This window comes from Rhodopirellula sp. J20-39, assembly GCF_057365095.1.
This window is the reverse complement of record NZ_CP195123.1, coordinates 4,678,060-4,702,201: the sequence shown is the minus strand read 5'-3', so window position 1 is coordinate 4,702,201 and position 24,142 is coordinate 4,678,060. Positions and strand designations below refer to the sequence as shown.

Here is a 24,142-nt window from a genome sequence, read left to right as displayed (position 1 = left end):
GGTGATGCGGGCGACGATGGTTCCTGACCCACGGCTGATCGACATAACATCGCGCCGAGAAAAAGAGCAAACGGGATCGCGAGGGTGCGCATCGTGGGCCGCCAAATAGAAGAATCCAGGCCAAGTAAACGGCGTCTTGTTAGTCGTCGATCACTTGATCTGGATAGGGATATTTCTACGGTCGATCAACCGTGTTTAGTCCAGCGTGACGGTCGCTGGTTCGCTACCCACTTTGGCATCGCTGGTCACAACCTTAGTCGGGGCGTCCTTGCCGGCCTTGATAACAAACGTCTTGCCATTCGGGGCTTTCGGTGTAAACGATTTTCCATTCGCACGAACCGTGTAAAGGATCTCGTTATTGTCTGCATCTATCAGCTGCACAACAGGATTCTCCGCGTCAAAGTTCAGCTGACCTAGCTCGCCCCAAGATGGCGGGTTGTAGTTGTCGAACTGGCTAATGGTTCGCGGCCAGCCCGGGTATTGTTTCGCCTTGGGATCGGTGACATCGACGTTTCGCGGCCAGCATTCCATTTCGATTTCGCGTTTCTTGGTGTTAAAGCGAACAATTCCGAATCCAGCTGCTCGCGTGTTGAGCAGGTTACCCGCAGGCACCTTGTCCGGATTGGCAGCAGCGTAGTTGGTGACTTTGTTACCGAAACCATCAAGCTGGTCGCCGGTGTATTCAGGAGCACCGGGTTCACGGTTCGCTCCTGGTTCGAGTGGTTGCCACCAACGTAAATAAAGGTTGGCGATCGACGGTACGCAGAATGACCAGATGGAATCGCGGTACTCGTCGACGCCGTGATGGAAGAGGGTTGCCAAGTGTTGATCACCGGCCAGATGGAATGCGAACGCTTTTCGTAACCCTTCCAGTGCACGGTTGCGTCCGGTTTGTGGCCAACCGTTGGAATCCATGTCGGCATGCAATCGTCCGTTGGCGGTGCCGTGGATGTGAGCGCCACCGCAAAAGATGGTGGCGGACAATGCGACCTTCATATCCGCGTCTGTCCAATCATTGGCCCATTGATCGATGAATTTCAGTTGGCGTTCGCCAAGCAACACGGCACCTTCGACATCGACGCTGGCGGGATCGTACTCGGGGTTGCGAATATGGTCGGGACGCGGTCCTTGCTTTGGCACTCGGCCGGCGGGCCCGGTTTTGAACTTGCGATCTTCGAGGATGGCGAAATCAATGTTTCCCCAATTGAGGTTCGTAAAATAGACGCCAATGTCTTGGCCGATTTTTCGAGGATCGACGGGGTCGGGAAGATTGCTCGTTTGAGCACGTTCGACTTCCTTGACGTAAACACCTGGCTTGGCGTAGCCACCATCTGCGGCACCGCTGAGTGTTGAGATCTTGCCGCTCTCGCCCCACAAATTGGGCTGGCCGACATCGTGGTCGTCGGGCAGGCAGATCGTTGGTCGATCTTTAATGATGTCGCCGAAGTCGCGACCGAATTTCAACCAAGCAGCATAGTGTCTGTTGTGATCGTAAACTTGGTCGCCGGAAAAGAAGAGGATATCAGCGTCGACTTTGTTGACGTTGTCGATGAGGTCTTGTCGCGAGATGTCGCCACCATGCCCGGGGTGAATCGAATTGCCGGTAAACGCGGCGACGACAATCTCATCTTGATCAGTCGGATTGCGACGAATCGTTCCTTCATAGAACGCCTCGGTGCCGTGGGCAACACGGTAGTGAGCATCCTTGGTGTCGTCCCAGTTTTCGACTCGTAACAGCGCTGTCCAGCCTGGCTGGATTACGGCGGCTTGAGCTACTTCGGTCCAGTTGCCGTCCTTTTCAATTTCTAAACGAACGGTCTTTGGATCGCTGTCTGAAAGTGGGTATAGCTGCGCCGTTAGCTTGAGTGTTTTGTCGTGAACGGTGTACAGGGCGAAGCAAATGACATCCTTCTTATCGACCTTAGGAATGCTTAGGTCGGCATGCTTCTTTTTCTTTTGTTGAGCAGAAACAGGAGTACTTAGATACGGCGTTGCGGCGATGAGGAGTGCCAGACAGCACAGGGTGAATCGGGGAAGCGGCTTCATCGGGTTTCCTAGGTGGGGCTGGATCGAAGTCTGTCTAGCAAGACTTCACGTGAGGGGATTAAGTTGTGGCTTCAGGCGGTGGCGGCGGAGACCACGCCGGACGGGGCGTCTGAAGGAACGGCAGGCGTTGCGACCGCTGTTTGGGTGGACTTCTGCCTTGCCCACAGGATAGCAAGATACAAGGGGATGAGAAAATGTGGTGCTCGAAGTACCGTTTCGTGGACGTATTGATCGGCTCCCCAGTAGTTCAAGTCAAAAGACATGCCCGCGACGGGACGTGCCAAGGCGGTTAAGAAGCCCCAAAACACGGCATACCATGCTGCCCAACGTTGCAGGTAGGGAATGAATAGGGTTGCGCAAACGACGAAGTCCAGGATTCCAAAAACCATAAGCATGGAGCTGGCCGTTTCGTACTGGACGCCTAGCGACAATGAAATCATGCCGTAAAAGTTTCCTGGCGTGGGCCACAGTCCGATCGCGTAACAACCGTGACCGGCGAACGTCATCACCAATGCGATCATCGCTAGGACCATCGTAACCCTATTACGGGCACCGAATAACAATGCCGCCACTAACAACACGGGGGCGAGCATCTGGCCGCCATGTTCCACAAACATCGGTAACTGACGCTGGGACGCAACGTACTTGGCGTAGCTCAACACGGTCAACATTCCACAGCCGCCAACAAGAGCCGCCATTTGGAAATAGGACTTCGAACGCACGGTTAGCGCTAGCACACTACATGCAACGTACAACCAAGTGATCCGGGACACCCAAGTTTGCAACCATCCGTCGTTGCTGCCCGTTCCAATGAACTCATCCCAACTGACACCTTGCTCGCTGGCGAACTCATAAGTGGCGTCCTGCCAAAACAAGACCCCGTAGGGAGCTTCCCAGTAATAGTGAACCCAGGTCCAACCAGCGAAACACAGGAACGCAGCGACGCGAAGAATCAAGGTCAACACGCAATCGGTGCCGCGTTGTTCGCTTGTCTGTTTCTGGTCATTCTCCGTTTTCACGTCGTTCGGTGTCCTCATGGGGGCAAAAGTTTTTGAGCTCGGTTTTTGAGTTTTCCAATGATAATCAATTGGGCTGTCCGCTAAGTGTCTCAGAATGAAAAATGCGGAACAGGTAGCTCCGTTTCAAAGAGACTTACGGTCAGACGGAACGGGCGGCGGTTTCACCCGCTTTGGAACACCACTATGTCGCTCCCAAGAATCAACAACGCAGGGTCAACAGCCCCGCTAAAAGTTGCTGTGTTCCACGCTAGGTCGTAAACGTCAGGACACTGTCGTCTTGCGGCCGTTATCAATGGTGGTGAGAGTAATTTGCAACACTGTTAAGAGATTCCCTGTCTAGCACTGCGCTGATTTGAAACCTGAAGGCACTCTACTTATTGAATGCGACAAGTTGGGTGAAGTCCTGTGGGTAAGGTGCTTTTCCACGAAATGGAGAGTTGTTTCTAACGCAAAGTCGCAAGGGCGCAGAGACGCGAAGGTTTTATCCTGGATCTTCCTATTTTTCTTTGCGTCCTAGCGTCTCTGCGTCTCTGCGGTTTTGCGTTGAAAGTCTTGCCGAGCCATTCCTTTTGGAGCGTTTTGTTGTCACGGATCCGTTGGTGCGGCAATCGGTTTGGGGAACCAAACGCTTGGGGGCTGCCTCCGTTTTATCGCACTGGAAGAGGAAGGCTTACCGACTTTGTGTGTGGCGGACTACAATGGATTTGTTCAACACACCCTGTGCCTCCCTGAAAAATAGAATGAAAATCATTGTTTTATCGTTGCCGCTGTTCTGGATTTTCGCGGTTGGGGGCGTTCGTGGCGAAAGTCCACACCAGCCTGAAATTCTGAATCCTAGCCTTGTGGAAGAGACTGTCTATCAGTTGGTCTTTGACAGTGATTTTTCGAAATCGGCCGTTTTGGATTTGGATTCAAGCGAAGGGCTGTGGCGACATGAAGACATGGCTTCGAGTGGGAATTCGAGCCAGCATCGCCAGGCAAAAGGTCGTCGACACGCGGCCTGGTACGATCGCTATCGTGATCAAACTGCGATGCTTCGCGATGGGGTGCTGGTGCAACGCGGATACGTCGCCGACGGGGATTTGCCTGGATTCGTTAGTCGGGACGCGGGTGGTAGCGTTCGCAACCATGCATACGTGGATCCCGACCCCAACGACGCGGCGCGTGGTGAGGTTAACTTTGCAGACTTCGAATTGCACACTTCATGGTTGGACACATTCGCGGTGAAAGACGTTGACGGGGAACGTGTTCCAGTGCAACGACAAGACAAGTTGGCTACCGACAAAAGGTTTCGAGGCGAAGCCGGGTTCACCGACACGCGTTCGCCCAACATCACGTTTCGCCCGGGAACCTATTTCGAGATTGAAGTCAACTTTGAGGCGATGGAGGCGGTTGCTCATCGCCATTCGTTTTGGTTAATGCCTGCGACGGCGGATCGGGTTGCCTACGACGATGATCCCGCCAACGGACTTGAAATCGATATCTATGAACATGAGTTGTGTGTCGAGCGAAGTGATTCGGTGACCCCGGACAACGATCACGAAAAGAATGAATTTATGCTGATGAAATGCATCGGTGGCTCAACGAATCCACCGACCACCTTCAATGAGTTGCGGGATGATGGGGAAACGCTGCTGCGATCGCCGGGGATCAACAAGGGATGGCATCGGATCGGGCTACGATGGACTCACGATCGGTTGACGTGGCTAATCGACGGAAATGAGGTTTGCCAGGACAGCAAGCTTGTTCCCCAGGTGCCGATGTACTTGATTTTGTCTCGTGAAGCCAACACGGGAGCATCACGCGGTGGCGACGTGACAGTTTTGAAAACGAATGGTGAGAAGATTCCGAAGGATTCAGGGTTGCTCGGTCGGAACGTCGCGACTCCTGAAAACCGTGATCTGATCAAAGCGGGACGCGATGATGTGTTGGTGCGTTACGTCCGCGCTTGGCGGATCGTCCAGTAGTCTTAAGGTCGCTCGCTTTTCGTTTGCGTTCGGATTGACGGACGAGGCTCTAAGGTGTCTAGCAGGCATGTTGTGGACGAGGCTGGCTCGTTGCTGTGCTACGGTTGAACTTGAAGTTCACACGCAATGTCGACGTAGAACATGATGCTGATCGCTTGGAGAGATCCTTTTGTTAAAGTTGGTTGAATGAAGTTGGCGGCACAGAAGCAAACAGCGGACAAGATACTCTCGCGTCGTTTAAGTCACCTGGAGTTGTTGGTCGCGTTGGTCGTCTTGCAAGTCGGTCAGAGCTTCCTATCGCCTGACAGTTTTGTTCAGCGTGCTCTATATAACGCTACTTTCCTAGTGTTGGTCGCATCCGCTTTTCGAACTCTTTCACGATCTCGGTCGCGAAGGTTCATTGCCGTTGGTGCGGGCGTGATGGGCTACGTATTAACGTCTTACAATGAAGTAGGACGATCGATCTGGTATCTCATAGCGGCGGATGTGTGTTTCGTCGTCGTGTTTGTGTTGCTGCTTTTTACACTCGGACAGTCCGTCTTTGGGAAGAACTTGAGCGATCTGAATCGCATCCTTGGAGCGATCAGCATCTATTTCTTGATTGGCTTGCTATTCGGGTTTGTCTTCTCTTTATTAGAAGCGTTCCAGCCGGGATCGTTTAATCTGGTGGTGCAACCGGACGACGCGGCGGGACACCACGAAGTTTTCAATCAACTGAACTATTTCAGTAGCGTGACGCTGACCACTCTGGGCTATGGCGACATCCAGCCCGTCTCTCGGCCCGCCCGGACGTTCGCCACGTTAGAAGCGATGATCGGTCAGCTCTATCTGGCAATCGTGATCGCACAATTGGTCGGCGTACACATTGCGCAAAAATTCCACCATTGAATCGCCGGTGGAACAAACTTGCGGAAGTCACGCGGGTCGAGCCTGGATTACCAACCTGGACGGATGATTTCGCCTAAGCTGAAGGGAGGACATCGCAAGCAAATCGCGACGTGTCTTTGAGCGGATGGCCGGTGAGGTGTTGAGATTGGCTTCCAACGCAACACAACAAACCGATCTGATGATGCGACAAATCACAGCCGTAATGTCGAATTTGGGAAACGTGGTACAGGACGATGAAACGAATACAGACGACCTACTTCGTTTGCCTATCGCTGGTGGGAATGATTAGTACGCTGATCGGATGCGATTCTTCGAAGAATGATTATCAACCGCCACCGCCACCCAGCGTTACGGTTGCCAATCCGGTGCGGCAAGCGATCACGCCATTCATGGAACAAAATGGCGTCATCGAGGCGGTTGAGGAAGCGGACGTAAGAGCGCGGGTACAAGGGTTCGTGGAGTCGATCGCATTCGAGCCTGGCAAGGAGGTCGCTGCTGGCCAGGTGCTTTACCAGATTGAAGCGGATCAATACCAAGCCGTCGTGAATTCGGCGCAAGCATCAGTGGAGTCGGCCCAAGCGGCGATCGAAGTCGCTAAGGCACTTGTTAGCACGGCCGAGGCGGAGGCAATGCGAACGGCGCAGAACCTTGCTCGCGAACGATCGATGATGCAAAAGCAGGCGGGGTCGCAAGCACAACTGGATGCCGCGATCGCGGAAAACGACGCGGCCACGGCTGCACTGAAATCAGCGAAAGCGAACGTGCAGGCTTCGATTGCGGATCAGAGCCGAAGCCAGGCCAGTCTCGCGCAAGCACAGCTCGACTTGGGATACACCCAAGTGAAATCACCGATCGGTGGGCGTATTTCCAAGACTGACGTTAAGAAAGGCAATCTTGTCGAGAACGGAACGAAACTGACCACGGTTGTGAACCATGAAAAGATGTTCGCAAATTTCAGCGTTAGCGACCGGTTGATATTGCGTTTGATGAAAGAGAAAAGAGCGAGGTTGCCAGAAGATGAAGAACTCGCCGAACCGGACTGGAGCGAGATGCCGGTCTATCTGAAACGGGAAACCGATGATGGCTTTCCATTTGCGGGCGTGCTGAACTATGTCGACCAAGAAGGCGTCGATTCCGCCACGGGGACATTGGGTTTGAGAGCTCAGTTCGACAACCCGCATGACAAGCTTTTTCCCGGACTGTTCGTCACCGTGCGAATGCCGTTGGGGGACGCTAGTGATGTGATGTTAATTCCCGAGTACGCAGTGCTTCGTGACCAAAGGGGGCAGTATTGCTTAGTTGTTAACGACGAGCAAAAAGTGGAACGCGCCGAGGTGTCCGTCGATCAAACTATCAGCGGTTGGTCCGTGATCGATTCTGGGATCGATGTCGATTCCCGTGTGGTCATCGACGGTTTGCAGCGTGCCCGACCGGGTTTGGAGGTCAACGCGACGAAGCAGCTTCTGGAAGTAGATGATTTGACTTTGATGCGTGGAGGGTCGTTGCCGGACCGTAACGACGGGGCCAATAAGGGCGACGGTGACGCGTCCGAGCCAGACGGCGTGCAAGCAGGCGATGCCGAGTTGAAACCTTCCAAAGTCGAATGAATCGAAAGAAAGAAATCGTCTGATGTCACGCTTCTTTATTTACCGTCCCATCTTCGCCACGGTGATCTCAATCATCATCGTGATCGCTGGGCTTGTGTCGTTTGGTTCTTTGCCGGTTGCCAAATTTCCACCCATCGCTCCGCCCACGGTCAGTGTAACGGCGGTTTACCCCGGCGGTGACGCGCGGACCATTGCGGAAACCGTAGCGACGCCGATCGAGCAACAGGTCAACGGTGTTGAGGGCATGATTTACATGTCGTCGACCAGTTCGAACGATGGCACCTACACGTTAACGGTGACCTTCGAAGTCGGCACAGACATGGACATCGCATCGGTGTTAGTCCAAAACCGAGTCGCAATCGCGGAGGCTCAGTTGCCATCGGAGGTGCGTTCGCAAGGGATCACAACCAAGAAAAAATCGACACAGATCCTGCAGTTCATCGCGTTGACATCACCGGACGGGACCTACAACGATCTTTTTCTGAGCAACTATTCGTTGTCGGTGAAAGATGAACTGAGCCGGGTTGCTGGGGTTGGTGAGGTTCAGGTTTTTGGAGCCGGCGACTACAGCATGCGAGTGTGGTTGGACCCTCGGAAGCTAAAGCAGCGGAGTTTGACAACCGCTGACGTTGTTGCTGCGATTCGTGAACAGAACGTCCAAGTTGCCGCTGGCCAAGTCGGAGCGGCACCCTCGCCCGCGGGCACCGCCTATCAGCTTACCGTCAGCGCCCGGGGGCGATTGGCGACGACGGCAGAGTTTGAAGACATCATCATTACGACGGGAGACGATGGACGTGCGCTGCGGGTCAAGGACGTCGCGAGGGTGGAGCTGGGCGGCAAAGATTACACGTTCGATTCACGTTTCGATTCTCAGCCGTCGGCATCGATTGCGATTTATCAGTTGCCCGACGCCAATGCCATGACGACGGCTTCGTTACTGCGTGAAAAGATGAAGGAACTGAGCAACAGTAGCAATTGGCCCAAGGGGCTTGAATACCAGGTTCCGTTCGATACGACATTGTTTGTCGAAGCGTCGATTGTTGAAGTTTACAAGACACTCGCCGTTGCCGTTCTGTTGGTGGTATTGGTGATCTATGTGTTCCTACAAGACTGGAGAGCCACGATTATCCCGGTCGTCGCTATTCCAGTCTCGTTGATTGGTACGTTCGCGGTGATGAGGGTGATCGGATTTTCGATCAACATGCTGTCGTTGTTCGGAGTGGTGCTGGCGATCGGGATCGTGGTGGACGACGCGATTGTGGTGGTTGAAAATACGACAAGGCACTTGGCCGACGGGTTGAAACCCAAGGATGCGGCCGTGAAAGCAATGTCGGAAATCACTGGCCCGGTTATCGCAACAACACTGGTGCTGCTTGCCGTGTTTGTACCAACCGCGTTCATGGGCGGGATCACAGGCGAACTATCGCGTCAGTTTGCCTTAACGATTTCCGGTGCAGTACTGATCAGCACGCTCAACGCTTTGACATTAAGTCCGGCGTTATGCGGACTAATTCTAAGGGCGCCGACGGAGACCAACTTCGTCGGCTTCCGATGGTTCAACCGCGGGTTCGATAGTGCAACGTCGGTCTATACGATCGTCATCCGCTGGTTCGTTCGTTTGGTATTGATGGTTTTGATCGCTTACGTTGCGTTGGTGGGAACGACCGGATTGACGTTCAGTTCACTTCCGACGGGATTTGTTCCTTCGGAGGATCAGGGCTATCTGTTTGTAAACGTCCAGTTGCCGGATTCGGCGTCGAGCGAGCGGACGCAGGCGGTGATGCAAGAATTGGAAGAGATCTATGAGGACATCCCGGGTGTTTCGAACAATCTATCGATCGCCGGGTTCTCGCTATTAGGCGGTTATGCTGGATCCAATCTCGGATTTTCAATCGTCATTCTCGATCCTTGGGATGAACGCACTGATCCGGAACGGAGCCTACCCGCGATCTTGCAAACATTACAGCAACGATTTAGCAAGGTGCAGAGTGCCGCGGTGTTCGCCTTTTCGCCCCCGCCAATCGATGGTCTCGGAACCGCCGGCGGGTTCCAGATGGAAGTGCTGGATCAAGGCGGAAATGGATATGCGGCGCTTCAAGCTACCGCCGAAGACATGGTCAACGCAGGAAACGGGCAAACCGATCTGGCGGGACTGAATACGTCGTTCCGAGCCAACGCGCCGCAGCTATTTGCGGATGTGGATCGAGTGAAAGCAAAGAACATGAACGTGCCGCTGGAAACCGTCTTCGGCACGTTGCAGGCGTATCTGGGATCGTCGTACGTCAACGACTTTACTTACAACAATCGTTCGTATCAGGTTCGTGTTCAAGCCGAAGCCGAGTACCGGGCATCAGCAGAGAGTATCTCGGACCTTGACGTTCGAGACCGTGGCGGGCGAATGATTCCGCTGGGATCGATCGTCGATGTGAGAGATGATTTTGGACCGTCGGTTGTTCGTCGATACAACTTGTATCCAAGTGCGGCGATCAATGGATCGGCAGCGGCTGGAAAAAGCTCGGGAGAAGCACTCAATTTGATGGAACAAATGGCCGATTCACGCATGTCGCCCGGGTTTGGGTATGCATGGACTGGCATGTCATTCCAAGAGAAGCAAGCGGCCGGTGGGCAGGGATTTGTATTCTTGTTGGCTGTCGTGGCCGTGTTCCTAGTACTAGCGGCGCAGTACGAAAGTTGGACCAGCCCCGCCGCTGTAATCGCAGTCGTGCCGCTGGCTGTCTTAGGAGTTGTGCTTGCGTTGATCCTGCGAGGTGCGCCGAACAATACCTACACTCAAATCGGAATTGTGTTGTTGGTCGCGTTGGCGAGTAAGAACGCGATCTTGATTGTTGAATTCGCCAGTGAGGAACGGCGTCGAGGACTTTCGATCGGGGATTCCGCTATCAATGCTGCTCGATTGCGTTTTCGAGCAATCTTGATGACCGCGTTCTCTTCGATTCTGGGTTTTTTGCCGCTGCTGGTTGCAACGGGTGCTGGAGCAGCGAGTCGTCAGGCGGTCGGTAACGCGGTCGTAGGCGGGATGGTTGCTGCGACCGTCTTTTCGCTGTTGTTCGTGCCAACGTTCTTTGTCGTCTTCCAGCGACTGGCGGAATGGCGATCGAAAGAAACGGAGCTTGCGACGACAGCGGAATCGGCAGCAGCCGTTGGTACAGCGTCGGACAATCAAGAGAGACTTGACTAGTTGGCGAAGGAGATTAGCGATCGTTGTTTTGATGTGACGAAGTTTTTGGCTGGGCTGGTAAGCCCGCAATTGCCTTTGTAGTTCCTCCGAATTGGGTCGCAGTTCAGCGGCGTTGTTCGGAGAGGTTGGTTCGAGTTTCTTACACGATGAAACAAATTTGACTGATGATCACAGACTCTTCTCGGACATCGTGGCGATTGGTAGGCGAACTTTGGTTGCCGATGCTTCCCATCCTCGGCTACGTGTTGGCGGTTTCCTGGATCGACTGGGAATATCCTGTCGAGGAATACGAGTTCCCGATGGCGATCTTAGGAGTGCTGGGGACCGTGATCGGATTGCTGTTGGCGTTTCGAACCAACTCAAGTTACGACCGCTGGTGGGAAGCTCGTACGTTGTGGGGGGCGATCGTAAACGATTCACGCACTTGGACACGGCAACTGCACGCTTTCACCAAAGCCGATCACGATCCGAAGCGGATCCGGTCAGTCGTTCATCAAATGTCGCTTCGGCAGTCCGCTTGGTGTTATGCGCTAAGTCGAAACTTGCGTGGCCAGAATGCTCTTGCGGGCATCGAAGGCTTAGTCAGCACCGAAGAAATCGAGCTGTATCGGACCAGCCAGAACGTTCCGAATGAAATCCTGCATCGGCAAGCGATCGAACTGCGTCGGTTAAGAAAACTGAATCAGATCGATGCATATGAATTCGTCGAGCTGGAACGAACGCTGACGCGTTTGACGAATGCGATGGGCGGATGCGAACGCATTCGAAACACGCCGTTCCCCGCATTGTATAGCCGGATGGTGCATGGGCTGATCTACGGTTTTGTTTTCTTCCTGCCATTGGGGCTGGTTCGAGTTCCCACTCCGGCATTGATCTTTATTTCGCTAACGCTTTCCTTCGGATTCCTATTGGTCGATCACGTCGGAGCATACCTTCAAGACCCGTTCAGTAACCGACCTTCGGACACGCCCACTTTGGCACTTTCACGTACTATCGAAATCAACATTCGTCAGATGTTGGGCGAAAAAGAATTGCCGGCCAAGATCGAACCGGTCGATGGCGTGCTGTACTAATCACGACTGACGCTCGGCTTCCGGACCCCGACCTGGTGGCGGATTCTTGTTGAACGAACGATCGGTTTCACCGTCGGATTTCATTCGCTGGCGATGCAAAACAGCTTCTCGCTTCGTTGCGGCCCGTTTCCGAACCCGACTCGGTAGAAGATTGCATCTCCGGCGACGGCGGGGCTTGCATAGCAATCGTCGCCGAGTTGATTCTTCGAGACCAACTTAAATTCCTCGGCACTGGCTTTGAAGACGTAGCCGTTGCCTGATAGATCAGACGCGTACACATTGTCGCCAATGATCACGGGAGAGCTACTGAACTTGCCGCCGAGTCGTTTCTTCCAGTGTTGGGTGCCGTCGGTAACGTCCCAGCAATATGCGATTCCGTCATCGGTGACGCCGTAGATATTCTGTCCATCGGTTACGAGAGAAGGTTCGTAGAGTTTCGTGCGGTTGGACCAGACCTTATTGCCGGTCGCATCGAGACAGACGGTTTCTTTGTCTGGGTAGCCGCCCGATGCGAAAACATGGTCACCGGTTGCAATGGCGGTTCCGCAAGTTGCCTCGGCAATGCACTCCGTTTCCCAAATCAATTCGCCGGTGGCTGGTGCATAGCTGGCCATCCGGTTTGCTCCCGTGATGACCACTTGATCGGTGTCCGCCAGCGTAACCAACGCAGGACTGGAATAACTATCACGATTGCCACGCGAACGTCGCCACGCAATCTCGCCCGTGCGAATATCAAGCCCGACCAGGTATCCGCCGCCACCGTTGTCGGCCGCGACAATCACAAGCGACTTGTACAAGATGGGTGACGGCGCGTACCCGAACCGCGATGCGAATGCGCCGATGTCGGTTTGCCAGACTTGTTCGCCATCGAGTCCGAGTGCGGTCACCCAGATATGTTCTCCGTTTAAGAATGCAGTGACCAAATGCTTTCCTTCACTTGCGATCGTTCCATTGGCGTTGGTGGCCTTGGCATGTACCTCGCGTCCCTTGGGTAAACTTCCTGAATGCACAACTGCTTTCCATCGCTCCGTTCCATTAACGCGATCGTAAGCTAGCACGAATTGTTCTGCAGGCTCCTGTGTTGACGAGCCCAAGACAACCAAGTCGCCCACAACGATTGGGCTGCTATGTCCACGTCCCGGAACATCCGCTTGCCAGCGAACGTTTGATTCCGCACTCCACTGAACTGGGATCTCGTCGACATTCACTGAATCGGTATCCACAAGCCCGCCGCTACCACCACGCCATTGCGACCAGGGCAAATCCACGGATTCAACAGGGGTAAGATCATCGATGGTGATCCCACTTTGGTCTACGGAAACCTCGACCACGGGAGTCCGCTTGCCACAACCCAACGTCAACGGTCCGACGACCAAGAGAACAATGCTGAAAACTTGTTTGATCATGATCGGCTCGCTTAGCAGGCTTGGACTGAAAGGCAGATAGAGAAGATGCCGAGTTCGACGCAGGTCGCCACGCGTGCACGTGTCCGGCTAAAAAAGAAGAACTGCCCATCGGAAAAGTAAAACTTGTCTATCGAAATGTAACGAGTCCGATTTCCAATTTGCAGTTCTCATTCGAACTTTTCCAGCCCTCAAGCTCAATTTGAATCTGTCTCTCTTCACCCATCCGCGAGAACCATCTTCTAGGGTTGGCGTCGTTTGCGTCCATTGAGCGATTCCAGTTCGCCCCAATAGCCACCGATGATGTGAGGGAACTTGCCAGGCGTCACGTGGTAATGTGGACCACGCTGAGCGTCGGTATGAAGGTTGAAGTCGTTCAGCGGATTGGTCGTGTCGTTCTTAGCGAGTACCCCACTCGACTCGTAGGGGCCGTAGACTGGGAACCCGTCGAACGCGAAACCAATCAAGCTAGAGTGGGCTTCGCCCTCGTCGCTCCATGGCGTTTTAACGCAAACCGGATACTTGTGGTAGTGATACTGGTTGCGAGGACTTGGATGTCCACAGCAACGATCCAGACGCCAAGTTGCATCGGTTTCGTTGATGTGGTCGAACGGGTTAAAGAAAATCACTCCGTTGGTTGCCACGCCAATCGCACCCATCGGCAAGGCTTGGTTCGAATTCGATGCGTCCATCGCGAAAGCCCTTGGATCCCGTTTGGGTGTCAACGGAATATGCCACGTGTTGGCTTGCTCTTGAATGTAAGCCGGGTTGCCATCAAGCATTCGCCAACGATCGGGGAAAGTTGCTGTTGGGTGATTGGGCAGGTTTCGGCTTCGCATCACCAGGTGCTGGTCAGTGAACGTGACGATCAATGAGTACGGTTTCGGCTTATCGACGTCGACCGCATCACCGGCAAAGTCCAAGTAGCCCGCTCGCAACCATGATGACATGTTTCCGGCGAAGGGGGCTTCGAACCGTCCCGACTTGTAGAGTAATTGAGACGCGTTGGTGTAATCGAATTGTTTCGGAACCGTCCGCGGTCCGCCTTGGGGATCGAAGTACCAGCGACCACCGAGATAAACCAGCGTCTTGAGATCCGGTTGCGGGAATGCTGACGCGGTTTGGCTGGGTTGGTAGCTATCGGGAACCGAAATGGGATCGACCGTCATGCTGCGAATCCAAAACTCTGATCTCTTGGCAACCTTACTTGAGCTCATTGGTTTACCGACGAATCCAATACTCAACTTCAGTTGGTCAACTTCCGCGAACGGTGTCCGAAAATTCATCGAGTACGTACGCCATGTTCCCTGGCCCAGGCTATTGTTGGTTCCCTCGTCTTTCAGGTCGGCTCGTTCACGTTCCACTTGCGAGTAAATTCGAGTCTTGATCAGGTCCAAGGAATCAGTGCCCGACTTTTGGAAGAACTCAACCTGCAGGTACAGCTCGTCGCGATCGACCTCAAAATTGTCTTGTGCCATCGCCGAAATCGAATAACGATACCAACGTTGTTCAGGGTTGTTGATCTTCATGGGCAGTGATGCTTCACCCGCTTGTTGCCGATTGTTGTCCATGTCCTCGGCGTTCAGCAACCGGATCCCAAATCCGTTGGACTCGACGCGTCGATTTCCTAGAACGCTGTATACGATGTCGCCACGTAAAGTTGCTTTTGCCAGCTCTTCACCTTCTTGTGGATTGCTTGTTTGTTTCGCCGTCAGCGTGGTTGCGGGTGTCTGGCCTGCGCTGGTCGCGGCACCCGTTTGTAGATTAGTGGGCTGATCCCGCGACACTCGACTTTGGTACTGAGTTAGTTGAGCTTTAAGGGCAGCGACGAGCTTGAGTTGTTGGGCGGCCTGGTCAATCGACTCGGTCGAATCACTGCGAAGATTGTAAAGTTCCGCCCTGCCGTTGGCTGGTTGAACTAGTTTCCAATCGTCTTCAAAAATCGCCAGATCGTTTTCCGCAATCACCATGGACCGCGATACTGCATTGCCGGTTCGAAGGTTATCCCAAACACTGATGCCATCGAGAGGCTTGCGTGTCTCGATAGTCACGTCGGCAGCGTCGGCTAGGGTGGGGAACAGATCGTGAATGGCGGTAAGTTGGTTGCTTTGTGATCCCGCTTTCAAGAATCCAGGAGCGCGGATGACACACGGAACATGGATGCCGCCTTCATAAACTTCGCGTTTTTGCCCTCGGAATGGTGCGTTGGTGCCCATCCGTGCCGCTCCATTGTCCGATGCGAAAACCACGATCGTGTTATCACGCGACTTTTGATCGTCGATCGCTTTTAGAATTCGCCCGATGCCTTGATCCAGCGAGTCCACCATCGCCGCATAGGTCGCTTCTCGTTCGCCAAGCCGATGTTGGTATTTCGCGATTAAAGACTTGGGAGCCTGGATCGGTGAATGCGGCGCGTTGAACGAAACCACCATGCAAAGAGGTTTGCGTTGGTCACGGTTGACAATTTGCTGAACTGCTTCAGCGGTCAGTAGGTCTGTGGCGTAGCCATCTTCGTTAACCGTCGCACCGTCCCGTTGCCAATCAACTTGTCCACGACCGGTCGTGTGGTCGAAGTAGTCAATCGAAGCATCCATAAAACCATAGAAGTGATCGAAGCCACGGCGCGTTGGATGGGACGCTGGCTGACTGGATTGTCCGAGATGCCACTTGCCGATCAAGCTTGTCTGATAGCCTGCTCGTTGAAATTCGCTAGGCAATAGCAGTTCGGTCGTTGGCAAACCTTCTTGACGTGGACGTACTGGGCCGAAGATTCCGTATCGGTGGGGGAAACGTCCGGTCAGCATCGCCGCTCTCGCAGGGCTGCAAGCTGGAAAGGCGTAAAAACGATTCAGTCGAACACCGTCGGCGGCCAGACGATCGATGTTGGGGGTCTCGGCACTGCCGCCGTGAAAACCAACGTCGCCCCATCCGAGATCGTCCGCCAATAAGATGATCACATTTGGCTGCTGGCCGCGAATCGGTGCGGCAGTCGCCGAGCTTGATGCCGACGTCAGTGCGGCGACAGTCACGCACAAATAGATGAAGCACGAATAGATGACGGACGTTGGTTTCATGATGTGGGTCCTGGGATACAATGGGGCCGAGTGCGTTGTGCTTAAAGACCTAAACCCGGTCGACCTTAAACATCTACCGACTTTTTGAAGCCCTTTGTGAATTCTTCGATCGAGCAGCTTCAGCAGCAACTTAAGGCGGGCGATACATCTCATTTCGCGGACGTTTTCGTGCACCATCGGCCAAGAATTTGGCAAATAATTCACTTCCGACTTAGCGATCAAGTTCGTGGGCGAGTCGACGCCGACGACGTGGTGCAGGAGGTCTTTCTCGACGCGGAAAAACGCATTCAGCGCTTCATTGACGGCGATTTCCCGTCGTTTTTCCTGTGGCTCCGATTGGTTACGGGCCAAACCCTTAGCCACGTTCATCGGCGTCACCTGGGCACCGAGTCCCGTTCGACGCTTCGGGAAGCGACCACGGGCGAGGCTGGTGCTGGCTCGCCTTGGGGCGATACCTCGATGTGTTTGTCACAGCGATTCATCGCGCACCTGACGTCACCGAGCCAGGCGGTGGTGAAACAAGAATTGATTTCGCAGATTCGTGATGCACTGACAACGATGAATGAGATCGATCGCGAAGTGTTGGCGTTACGGCATTTCGAAGAACTGACCAATCAAGAGGTCGCCGTTGAGCTGGATATCAATCCGAAGGCGGCCAGTATCCGATACATCCGGGCGCTCGAGCGTCTGCGGCACGTGTTGGAACAGTTGGGGTGAGATGAAGGAGCCAATGCCAGGTGGCTCTTCGCTGAATGGTGTGTATCGGACTTGGTCGAAACTTTCACGGAACCTGCGGATTATTCCAGTAGATCACGCTGTTTCGGCGGGTTTGTAGTTCTGTCGCCATACCAGTCAGCATCCTATTGAGCCCATTCAATGAAAATCGCAATCCCAGTTCTCGCCCTGTTAACGGTTTCGCTCTTTGTCGCTGTCCCCGCTGCGAATGCTCAACGGCCTGGACCTGGCCAAGGTCGCGGGCAATTGCCTAGTCAGGGCCGCGGCCAAGGTCAGGGAATGAACGGCCAACGTGGAGGGCAACAGACTCCGCCTTGGTTACGGATTTTTGACGCCGACGGCGATAATGAATTGTCGGAGGCCGAGATCGCCGGAGCGACTTCATCGCTTTTGAAATTGGACCGCAATCGCGATGGACGTTTGTCAGGCGATGAACTACGCCCGCAAGGTGGCCCCGGTATGCAGGGCGGCCCCGGTATGCAAGGTGGACCCGGTACGCAGGGCGGCCCGGGATCGCAAGGTAGACCTGGAATGCAAGGTCAGGGTGGCCGGGAAGGCGGGCGAGGCATCGGCGGTGATCAGGCTCGGACTGGGGCAAGGCAAGGACGTGGCCCAGCGGGTGGTGGACGGCTAGGTGGTGAACGTCCAGGCGGTGGACAACCGGGAGGACGCGGCGGCGATCCCGCTCAGGCCGATGCCGATTTCGCAAAGTCTGTACTGGAGTTCGATGAGAACAACGACGGTCTGATTAGCGCGGACGAGTTACCCGAGCACATGCAGGACGCGTTTGAAATCGCGGACGCGAATCGCGATGGAATGCTTGATCAAGCTGAACGATTGGTGTTGGCGGCCCAATTTCGTCGCAATCGTTTGAATCCGGCCGGTGAATCGGTGGAGCGGAAAAATGCGCCAACACAGGGCCGGCGAACTGGAAGATGACATCAAGGGGTATGCGTGACTGCTTCGGAAAGGTTCAAATAGCATTGCCGCTTTTGCCTTCTATCAACCATTCGAAACACTTTCGGTCCGTATGCTTGACTCCGACGACTATGAATCGGTCGATGTGCTTGCCAGTGATTTCCTGGCTCGATATCGCGACGGAGATCGGCCAACGATCGATGAATACGCGAGGCGGCATCCTGAGTTGGACGCGTCGATTCGTGAGGTGTTCCCGCTGGTTTTATCAATCGAAAAAGTCAAGATTGATCAACAAGCCAGTCGTGATGGAACCGCAACTCTTGCCGGCCGAACTCTTGAGCAACTAGGTGATTTCCGGCTGATACGCGAGATCGGACGCGGCGGGATGGGGATTGTCTATGAAGCTTGCCAGGAATCATTAGGCCGTATCGTTGCGGTAAAGTTGTTGCCCAAACAATGCTTGCTGGACGAAGAGGCTTTGCAACGATTTCAGCGTGAAGCGAAGACGGCCGCTTCGTTGCACCACACCAACATCGTGCCGATCTTCGGCACCGGTGAAGCTGATGGCACACACTACCTCGTCATGCAATTGGTGTTAGGCGAGGCATTGGACAAGCGGATTGCGCGGGCTGGAAATCTGTTTGCTTGTCGTCAAGCTGCGACCGTCGCTCGTCAGGTCGCCGACGCGCTTGCCTATGCACACGGTTGTGGCGTTTTGCATCGCGACATCAAGCCAGCCAATATCTTGATCGATGAGAGCGATAACGCGCAGGTCACCGATTTTGGGCTCGCTCGTAATACACTCGACGATGTCTCGATGACCCAAACGCTGAGTGGGAGTCCTCGCTACATGGCACCGGAGCGGTTTCGTGGTTGCGACGATCAACGCAGCGATGTCTATGGGCTTGGCTTGACGCTTTATGAAATGCTGACCGGCCGCGCGGCGTTCGTGGAAACGGATCTCCATTTATTAATGGATTCCGTTCGCGAGCATCGAGTTGTACCGGTCAAACAAATTCGAAGCGATGTGTCGGCTGATTTGGAAACGATCGTGTCTAAAGCGATTAACCCTGAATCGTCCTTGCGATACCAAACCGCCGCCGATTTTCGTGACGATTTGGATCGCTTTCTAAATGACGAGCCGATTCACGCTCGCCGAACATCCGCATTCACAAACGCGATGCGGTGGTGTCGTCGCAATCCGAAAATTGCCTTAGCGTCGGCGATTGCGGTGGTTTCGCTGGTGGTTGCAACGACGGCGTCGACGGCCGGATGGCTTACCGTTTCCGCTGCGAATGAACGAACGGCGTCGGCGTTGCGGCAATCCGAACGAACGATCGACGTGGCCCTTCAGTCGCTCGACGGTATCGTGGACATGGTTGCGATTCCATCAACGTCGATCGGTGATACCGCCTTCGACGATGCTGCAGCGACACCCTTCACTTTGGCACCGTCACCGCATACCGCGAAGGTCTTGGAAGGGATCCAGCCGTTGTACGAACGGTTGTCCCAGCAATCACCAACGCGTCCTGATGTGATCGTGCAAATGACCGACGCCAGCATTCGCTTGGCAACCATCCAGCAACAACTCGGGAAAACGTCCGCCGCGATTGATTCGCTGCAACAAGGTATCGATACCCTTCTTTCGCGAAGTGAGAAGGCTGGGTTACCCGATGAACAAAAATTGAATCTGACGGCAAGGTTGCACAATGAATTGGCTGCAGTCTTGGCCGCGGCGATGCATTTCGATGAAGCCGATACAGCGAGCCAAAAGGCGATCGCCGCTGCCAAGCAACTTCCCTCGTTTGACAACGAGGCTCAATTGATGCTCGCTCGTGCTTACGTAGCTCTCGGCGACCCGCCTCCCCAACGGCGTCGTGTCGCCGTCCCATCACCATCCCTGATCGAGCAGCGTCGGGGCCATCTTGAGACGGCGAACGCTATTTTGGAACGGCTGCACGCAATCGCCGATCAAGGCAAAATGACGAGTCAAACCGACCGGGAGACTAACCAGGAGAGCGAATCGAGACACAACAGCACCGTTGAAATCCTACGATCACGGGTTCGCTTAGCGGAGTCGCGACTTGTCAAACGGCCGATGGCGAAGCAGAAACTAGTGGACCAGGCAATTGGTATCCTGAATCGTCAGCTCGAACAGGTTCCGGATGATATCGCTGTTCGGTTCAGTCTGGTGGAAACGCTTGCGGGGGCGAATCTGCGGCGGGAAGGACGCACAATCCGGCAGCGCCGAGAAGCGTGGTCACGGCTAACCGGCTCGCTGGAGCATTTGCGACCGCTGCGAACGCAGTTCCCCGACACACCCTTGTTCGCTGTTGCGGAGGTTCATATCTGGCACAAGTTATCGAGTCTGTCGCGAACACGCCGCGAATACACGCTTGCCATCGAGCAGTTGGAAAACGCGATTTCCGTTCAAACTCAATTGGTCACTGATGCCCCCAGCAGTTCGACGCACTTGTGTTGGCGTGCGTTGTTGTTTCGATCCGTGGCTGAAATCAAGCAATTGGAAGGTGACGATACGGCAGCACGGGGCGCGATTGTAAAAGCCAAAACGGATCTGGATGCAATCTTGCCATCGGATCAGGACCAAGCTTTTGTCGTGCACACGCGTCAAGTTATCAGCGAGTTTGATCAGGCCGGTGAAAAAAACACCCAAAGCGAGACGCCAGCAAGCCCCGCTCTAGCTAGCCCAGTTCCAGCTAATCAGGATCCAGTTAGTCAGAGTCCTGGCAGCCAGACATCCGCAAACGAAGATTCTGGCCCAAACGATTGAGGTTCTTGCGCCGCGATGGTTTGGTGGAGCCACGAAGATGCAACTCGGCTTGAAAGCATGCCGAGTCTAACAATCCGTTAGCGAGACGCTACACTTGCAACAAAGACGGGACATCAAGGAAGTTGCGTCGTGTTTGGTCCCAATTTGTCCTGTATCCAGTTTGTCTTGCAACGATGAATCGAATGTTCCCTGAAGTGGCTCCGCGATTGGCAACGTCTTCCGTGTTGGCAACCATTGTCGTGTTGAGCATGCTGGTTGCATTTGTTGGATGTGGATCCAAGAACGCGTCAGAGGAATCGAATTCAGCGTCCAGCGAGGCGGTTGTGTCGCCGTTGGCGTCCATGCAAGCGGCAATCGCAGCAGGAAATTGGGCGGCGGCTGACGAGTTTTCGGATGCCGTATTGATCGCCAATGCGGATAGTGCTGAAGTTCTTTCGTTGGTCGCCCAGGTAGCACACCGGAACGAGCGTCCCGAGATGGCGGTGGATCTGTTGGTGGATGCTGCGAGAGCAAGTTCACTTTCCGACGCGGCAGCAGTGCAGCGGGCGGTAACCGGTTTGATTTCAATTGGTCGTTCGTTCGACGGCATCGATCTGCTTGCTGAAGCGGTCGCCCAGCACCCTGACCAGGACGAGACGCGCCGTTGGTTATTCGATTTTCTGGTCATCTTTGAGCGGCAATCGGAGGCCAAGCCTCACGGACGCCAATTGGTGCGGAACCGTAAGTTTGATGTGGAATTGCTGATGGAGTTAAGCAACACCGAGAAGCGGGACCTGGAAAATGATTCGCTCGACAAAATGGTTCAGCGGAATCCGAACGACAAACGACCTTTGATCGGCAAGGCGAAGAGCTTGTTCGATCGTGGCAAAATGAAGGAGGCGGAAACCGAAATTCGCCAGATTCTCGGCACCCATCCGAATTTTCTGCCAGCACAGTTGTTGCTCGGACGGACCCTGGCTGCTTTAGGAAGGTTTCAGGAATTGCCTGCATGGCTGGATGACGTTTCACAGTTGAAGGGATTCGAATCGGAGTGGACTTACTGGAGCGTGCGTGGGGATTGGGCACGGCAAGACGGTGAATTCAACCAGGCTGCACGTGCATATTGGGAAGCGACGCAGCGGAACCCGGATGTTGCATCGGTTTGGGCCAAACTGGCCGCGACACTGGGGCAGATGCCGGAAACCGCCATGGAAGTCGAGGGAATGGACGAGGTTAAAACAACTATTGAATCGGCTCATCAACGCGCGAACGAACTTAGCAAGATCACGCAGGCTAAAAAGCGGTTTGATCGTGCTGGACGCGATTCACGCGTGGAAGCGGCGAGTGTTGCCACGGCATTGACTTCATTGGGGCGGCTTTGGGAGGCGGAAGCTTGGGCGGCCCTTGGTATGGGGTTTCCAGAATCGGATGAAAACGCGACTCCCAATGAGGTTGCTGTTGAGGGACGTTCCCCGGTCAATATCCAATTGGTGCGGCAATCTATCGTGAAGTCGCTTCGCCGCGACACGCCGTGGCAAACCACCAAAGAACATCCCGAACTGAATTGGGATCTCAGTCATCTACCAATGCCCAAACTGCAATCCAACCCGGCTGACGGTTCTCGGACTGCGGTGTCGACGGTCTTGGTCGCGTCCGTCGCACCGACGCTACACAATGAGGCTGCCGAGCGAGGATTGAATTTCTTCGGTCGCACGCGAGACGACTTGGATGAACCTGGTATTCCGATCTATGCGGAACTCGGTTGTGGTGGTGGCGCCATCGATTTCGACTTGGATGGGTGGTGCGATCTGTATTTGTCAGCCGCTGGTGGCACTCCACCGGCACGCGATTCAGATCCCAATTCGATGTGGCGGAACCTAAATGGCCGGTTTGTCGACGTGGGAAAGCACACGCTTACCAGCGACACCGGGTTCGGGCAGGGCGTTTCAGTTGGCGATCTCAACGAGGACGGTTTTCCAGATTTGTTGGTTTTGAACTACGGCGAAAACGTGGTGTACATCAACAACGGTGATGGCACATTTTCCGACGCCACATCATTCGTCTTCGCTGATTCGCCCTCGTTGTGGTCCTCCAGCGGTGCGATTGCGGATATCGATGGGGATGGGCTCTCTGACATCGTGGTTTTGAACTACTGCGCGGGCCTAGATCCGGTCACGGACTCCTGTGTGGATGAAGAAAAGGGGATCGAGAAATCTTGTGCGCCGATCTATTTTGCCGCCGAAGCGGATCAAATATTCCGCAATCAAGGTGATGGAACGTTCGTCAACATGACTGAAGCATGGGGCTTCCAGCCAACGATGCTGGGCCGTGGGCTGGGGGTTGTGATTTCGTCGTTGGATCGACAACCTGGGCTGGATATTTTCGTTGCCAACGACATGAGCAACAACCATTACTACAGCCACGCCTCGTCGGATTCGCCTCGGTTGATTGAGTCCGGGATCACGCGCGGACTTGCCACGGACGATCGGTCCAGCCCGCAAGCTTCGATGGGAATTGCGACTGCGGACATGGATCGGGATGGTGACTTAGACATCTACATCACGAACTTTGAAGGGGAATACAACACGCTTCATCAACAGAACGGGGACGGGTTCTGGATCGACCGGACGTTGCAGCAAAATCTGTCCGAAGCGGCGTTTCCGATGGTCGGGTTTGGAACTGAAGCGGTCGATTTTGACAACGATGGGTTGCTGGAATTGGTTGTGGCCAACGGGCATGTTGATTTTCCAACCAATGAAAGCGAGTCGGAATACCTGCAACCCATGCAGGTTTATTATCAGGCGACGGACGGTCGTTTCGCGGTTTTTTTAAACCAAGCTGCCGATGGATATCTATCCAGGAACCATTCCGGCCGGGCACTGTGGACGGTGGATGTCGACCGAAATGGGAAGACGGATCTGATTGTCAGTCACCAAACCGAACCGGTGGCGATGTTGATCAATCATACGGAGTCCGACCATCGACAAATTGCTTTTCGATTGGTGGACCGCGATGGGGCTCGAGACGCGATCGGTGCCGTTATCGAAATCGAACGCGAGGGCGATCGCTGGACCGGCGTTGTCTCCGCTGGAGATGGCTATTTGTGCAGCAATGAGCGAGTGGTGCGTTTCGGGCTAGGGAAATCGAGCAAGCCGGTCGCTGGCAAAATACGTTGGGCCGATGGCACGGAACAGCCGTTTGAGGGTTTGGATATCGATCGTGAGTGGACCGTTGTGCGAGGCCAAGAGCCGTTCGAAGTTGCCCGGTAGTCGCTTGGAAAAAGCTCGATAGAGGATAGGTGGATTATTCAGCCTGCGAGACTGCTGTTTTTCAAAAAGCCGGTGTTAATGGCGTGACGTTTTGCCGTACTGCGCCATTGGGGTAGCAGGAAGACTATCCTGCCTCCATCACTGTTGTCTCGCCGGGGCCTTTTATGGCGTTGC

General features: G+C 54.4%; 13 protein-coding genes. 9 read left to right on the top strand and 4 right to left on the bottom strand.

The annotated features are described in order from the left end of the window. Positions 1 to 195: 195 nt before the first annotated feature. Positions 196 to 2,046, bottom strand: a complete 1,851-nt coding sequence (locus tag ACR3ZL_RS17070; protein WP_473651913.1) for a hypothetical protein — start codon at positions 2,044 to 2,046, stop codon at positions 196 to 198. A 71-nt stretch (positions 2,047 to 2,117) separates the two neighbouring features. Beyond that, positions 2,118 to 3,083, bottom strand: coding sequence for a hypothetical protein (locus ACR3ZL_RS17065; RefSeq protein ID WP_473651914.1), 966 nt, complete (start codon positions 3,081 to 3,083; stop codon positions 2,118 to 2,120). Positions 3,084 to 3,805: 722 nt separating this feature from the next. Between ACR3ZL_RS17065 and ACR3ZL_RS17060 the strand changes: the two genes are divergently transcribed. From ACR3ZL_RS17060 to ACR3ZL_RS17040, 5 genes are all read left to right on the top strand, one after another. After that, the gene (locus tag ACR3ZL_RS17060; RefSeq protein WP_486172807.1) at positions 3,806 to 5,032 is read left to right on the top strand and encodes a glycoside hydrolase family 16 protein; all 1,227 of its coding nucleotides are present in this window, start codon (positions 3,806 to 3,808) and stop codon (positions 5,030 to 5,032) included. Between the two features lie 186 nt (positions 5,033 to 5,218). Continuing rightward, complete coding sequence (locus tag ACR3ZL_RS17055) at positions 5,219 to 5,920, top strand: potassium channel family protein (RefSeq protein WP_473651916.1); 702 nt, start codon at positions 5,219 to 5,221, stop codon at positions 5,918 to 5,920. 233 nt (positions 5,921 to 6,153) lie between these two features. Beyond that, positions 6,154 to 7,527, top strand: coding sequence for an efflux RND transporter periplasmic adaptor subunit (locus ACR3ZL_RS17050; protein ID WP_486172806.1), 1,374 nt, complete (start codon positions 6,154 to 6,156; stop codon positions 7,525 to 7,527). Positions 7,528 to 7,549: 22 nt separating this feature from the next. Continuing rightward, on the top strand, positions 7,550 to 10,726 hold the full coding sequence (locus ACR3ZL_RS17045; RefSeq protein ID WP_473651918.1) for an efflux RND transporter permease subunit: 3,177 nt from the start codon (positions 7,550 to 7,552) through the stop codon (positions 10,724 to 10,726). 164 nt (positions 10,727 to 10,890) lie between these two features. After that, a complete protein-coding gene (locus ACR3ZL_RS17040; protein ID WP_473651919.1) occupies positions 10,891 to 11,799 on the top strand; it encodes a bestrophin family protein in 909 nt (302 codons plus the stop codon). A gap of 80 nt (positions 11,800 to 11,879) precedes the next feature. Here the strand turns inward: ACR3ZL_RS17040 and ACR3ZL_RS17035 are convergent, their stop codons facing one another. Together ACR3ZL_RS17035 and ACR3ZL_RS17030 are read right to left on the bottom strand one after the other, a co-directional pair. Then, positions 11,880 to 13,205 (bottom strand): PQQ-binding-like beta-propeller repeat protein, encoded by a 1,326-nt coding sequence (locus tag ACR3ZL_RS17035; RefSeq protein WP_473651920.1) that lies wholly within the window; start codon positions 13,203 to 13,205, stop codon positions 11,880 to 11,882. Positions 13,206 to 13,444: 239 nt separating this feature from the next. Then, a complete protein-coding gene (locus tag ACR3ZL_RS17030) occupies positions 13,445 to 16,276 on the bottom strand; it encodes a sulfatase-like hydrolase/transferase (protein WP_486172805.1) in 2,832 nt (943 codons plus the stop codon). 96 nt (positions 16,277 to 16,372) lie between these two features. On the opposite strand from ACR3ZL_RS17030, the gene ACR3ZL_RS17025 reads away from it, so the two are divergent. From ACR3ZL_RS17025 to ACR3ZL_RS17010, 4 genes are all read left to right on the top strand, one after another. After that, the gene (locus tag ACR3ZL_RS17025; protein WP_473651923.1) at positions 16,373 to 16,993 is read left to right on the top strand and encodes a sigma-70 family RNA polymerase sigma factor; all 621 of its coding nucleotides are present in this window, start codon (positions 16,373 to 16,375) and stop codon (positions 16,991 to 16,993) included. 159 nt (positions 16,994 to 17,152) lie between these two features. After that, a complete protein-coding gene (locus ACR3ZL_RS17020; RefSeq protein ID WP_473651924.1) occupies positions 17,153 to 17,950 on the top strand; it encodes an EF-hand domain-containing protein in 798 nt (265 codons plus the stop codon). A 91-nt stretch (positions 17,951 to 18,041) separates the two neighbouring features. Then, positions 18,042 to 20,720, top strand: a complete 2,679-nt coding sequence (locus ACR3ZL_RS17015; RefSeq protein ID WP_473651925.1) for a serine/threonine-protein kinase — start codon at positions 18,042 to 18,044, stop codon at positions 20,718 to 20,720. Positions 20,721 to 20,893: 173 nt separating this feature from the next. Then, positions 20,894 to 23,968: a CRTAC1 family protein gene (locus ACR3ZL_RS17010; RefSeq protein ID WP_473651927.1), complete on the top strand. Its 3,075-nt coding sequence runs from the start codon at positions 20,894 to 20,896 to the stop codon at positions 23,966 to 23,968. The last annotated feature ends 174 nt before the right edge of the window (positions 23,969 to 24,142 follow it).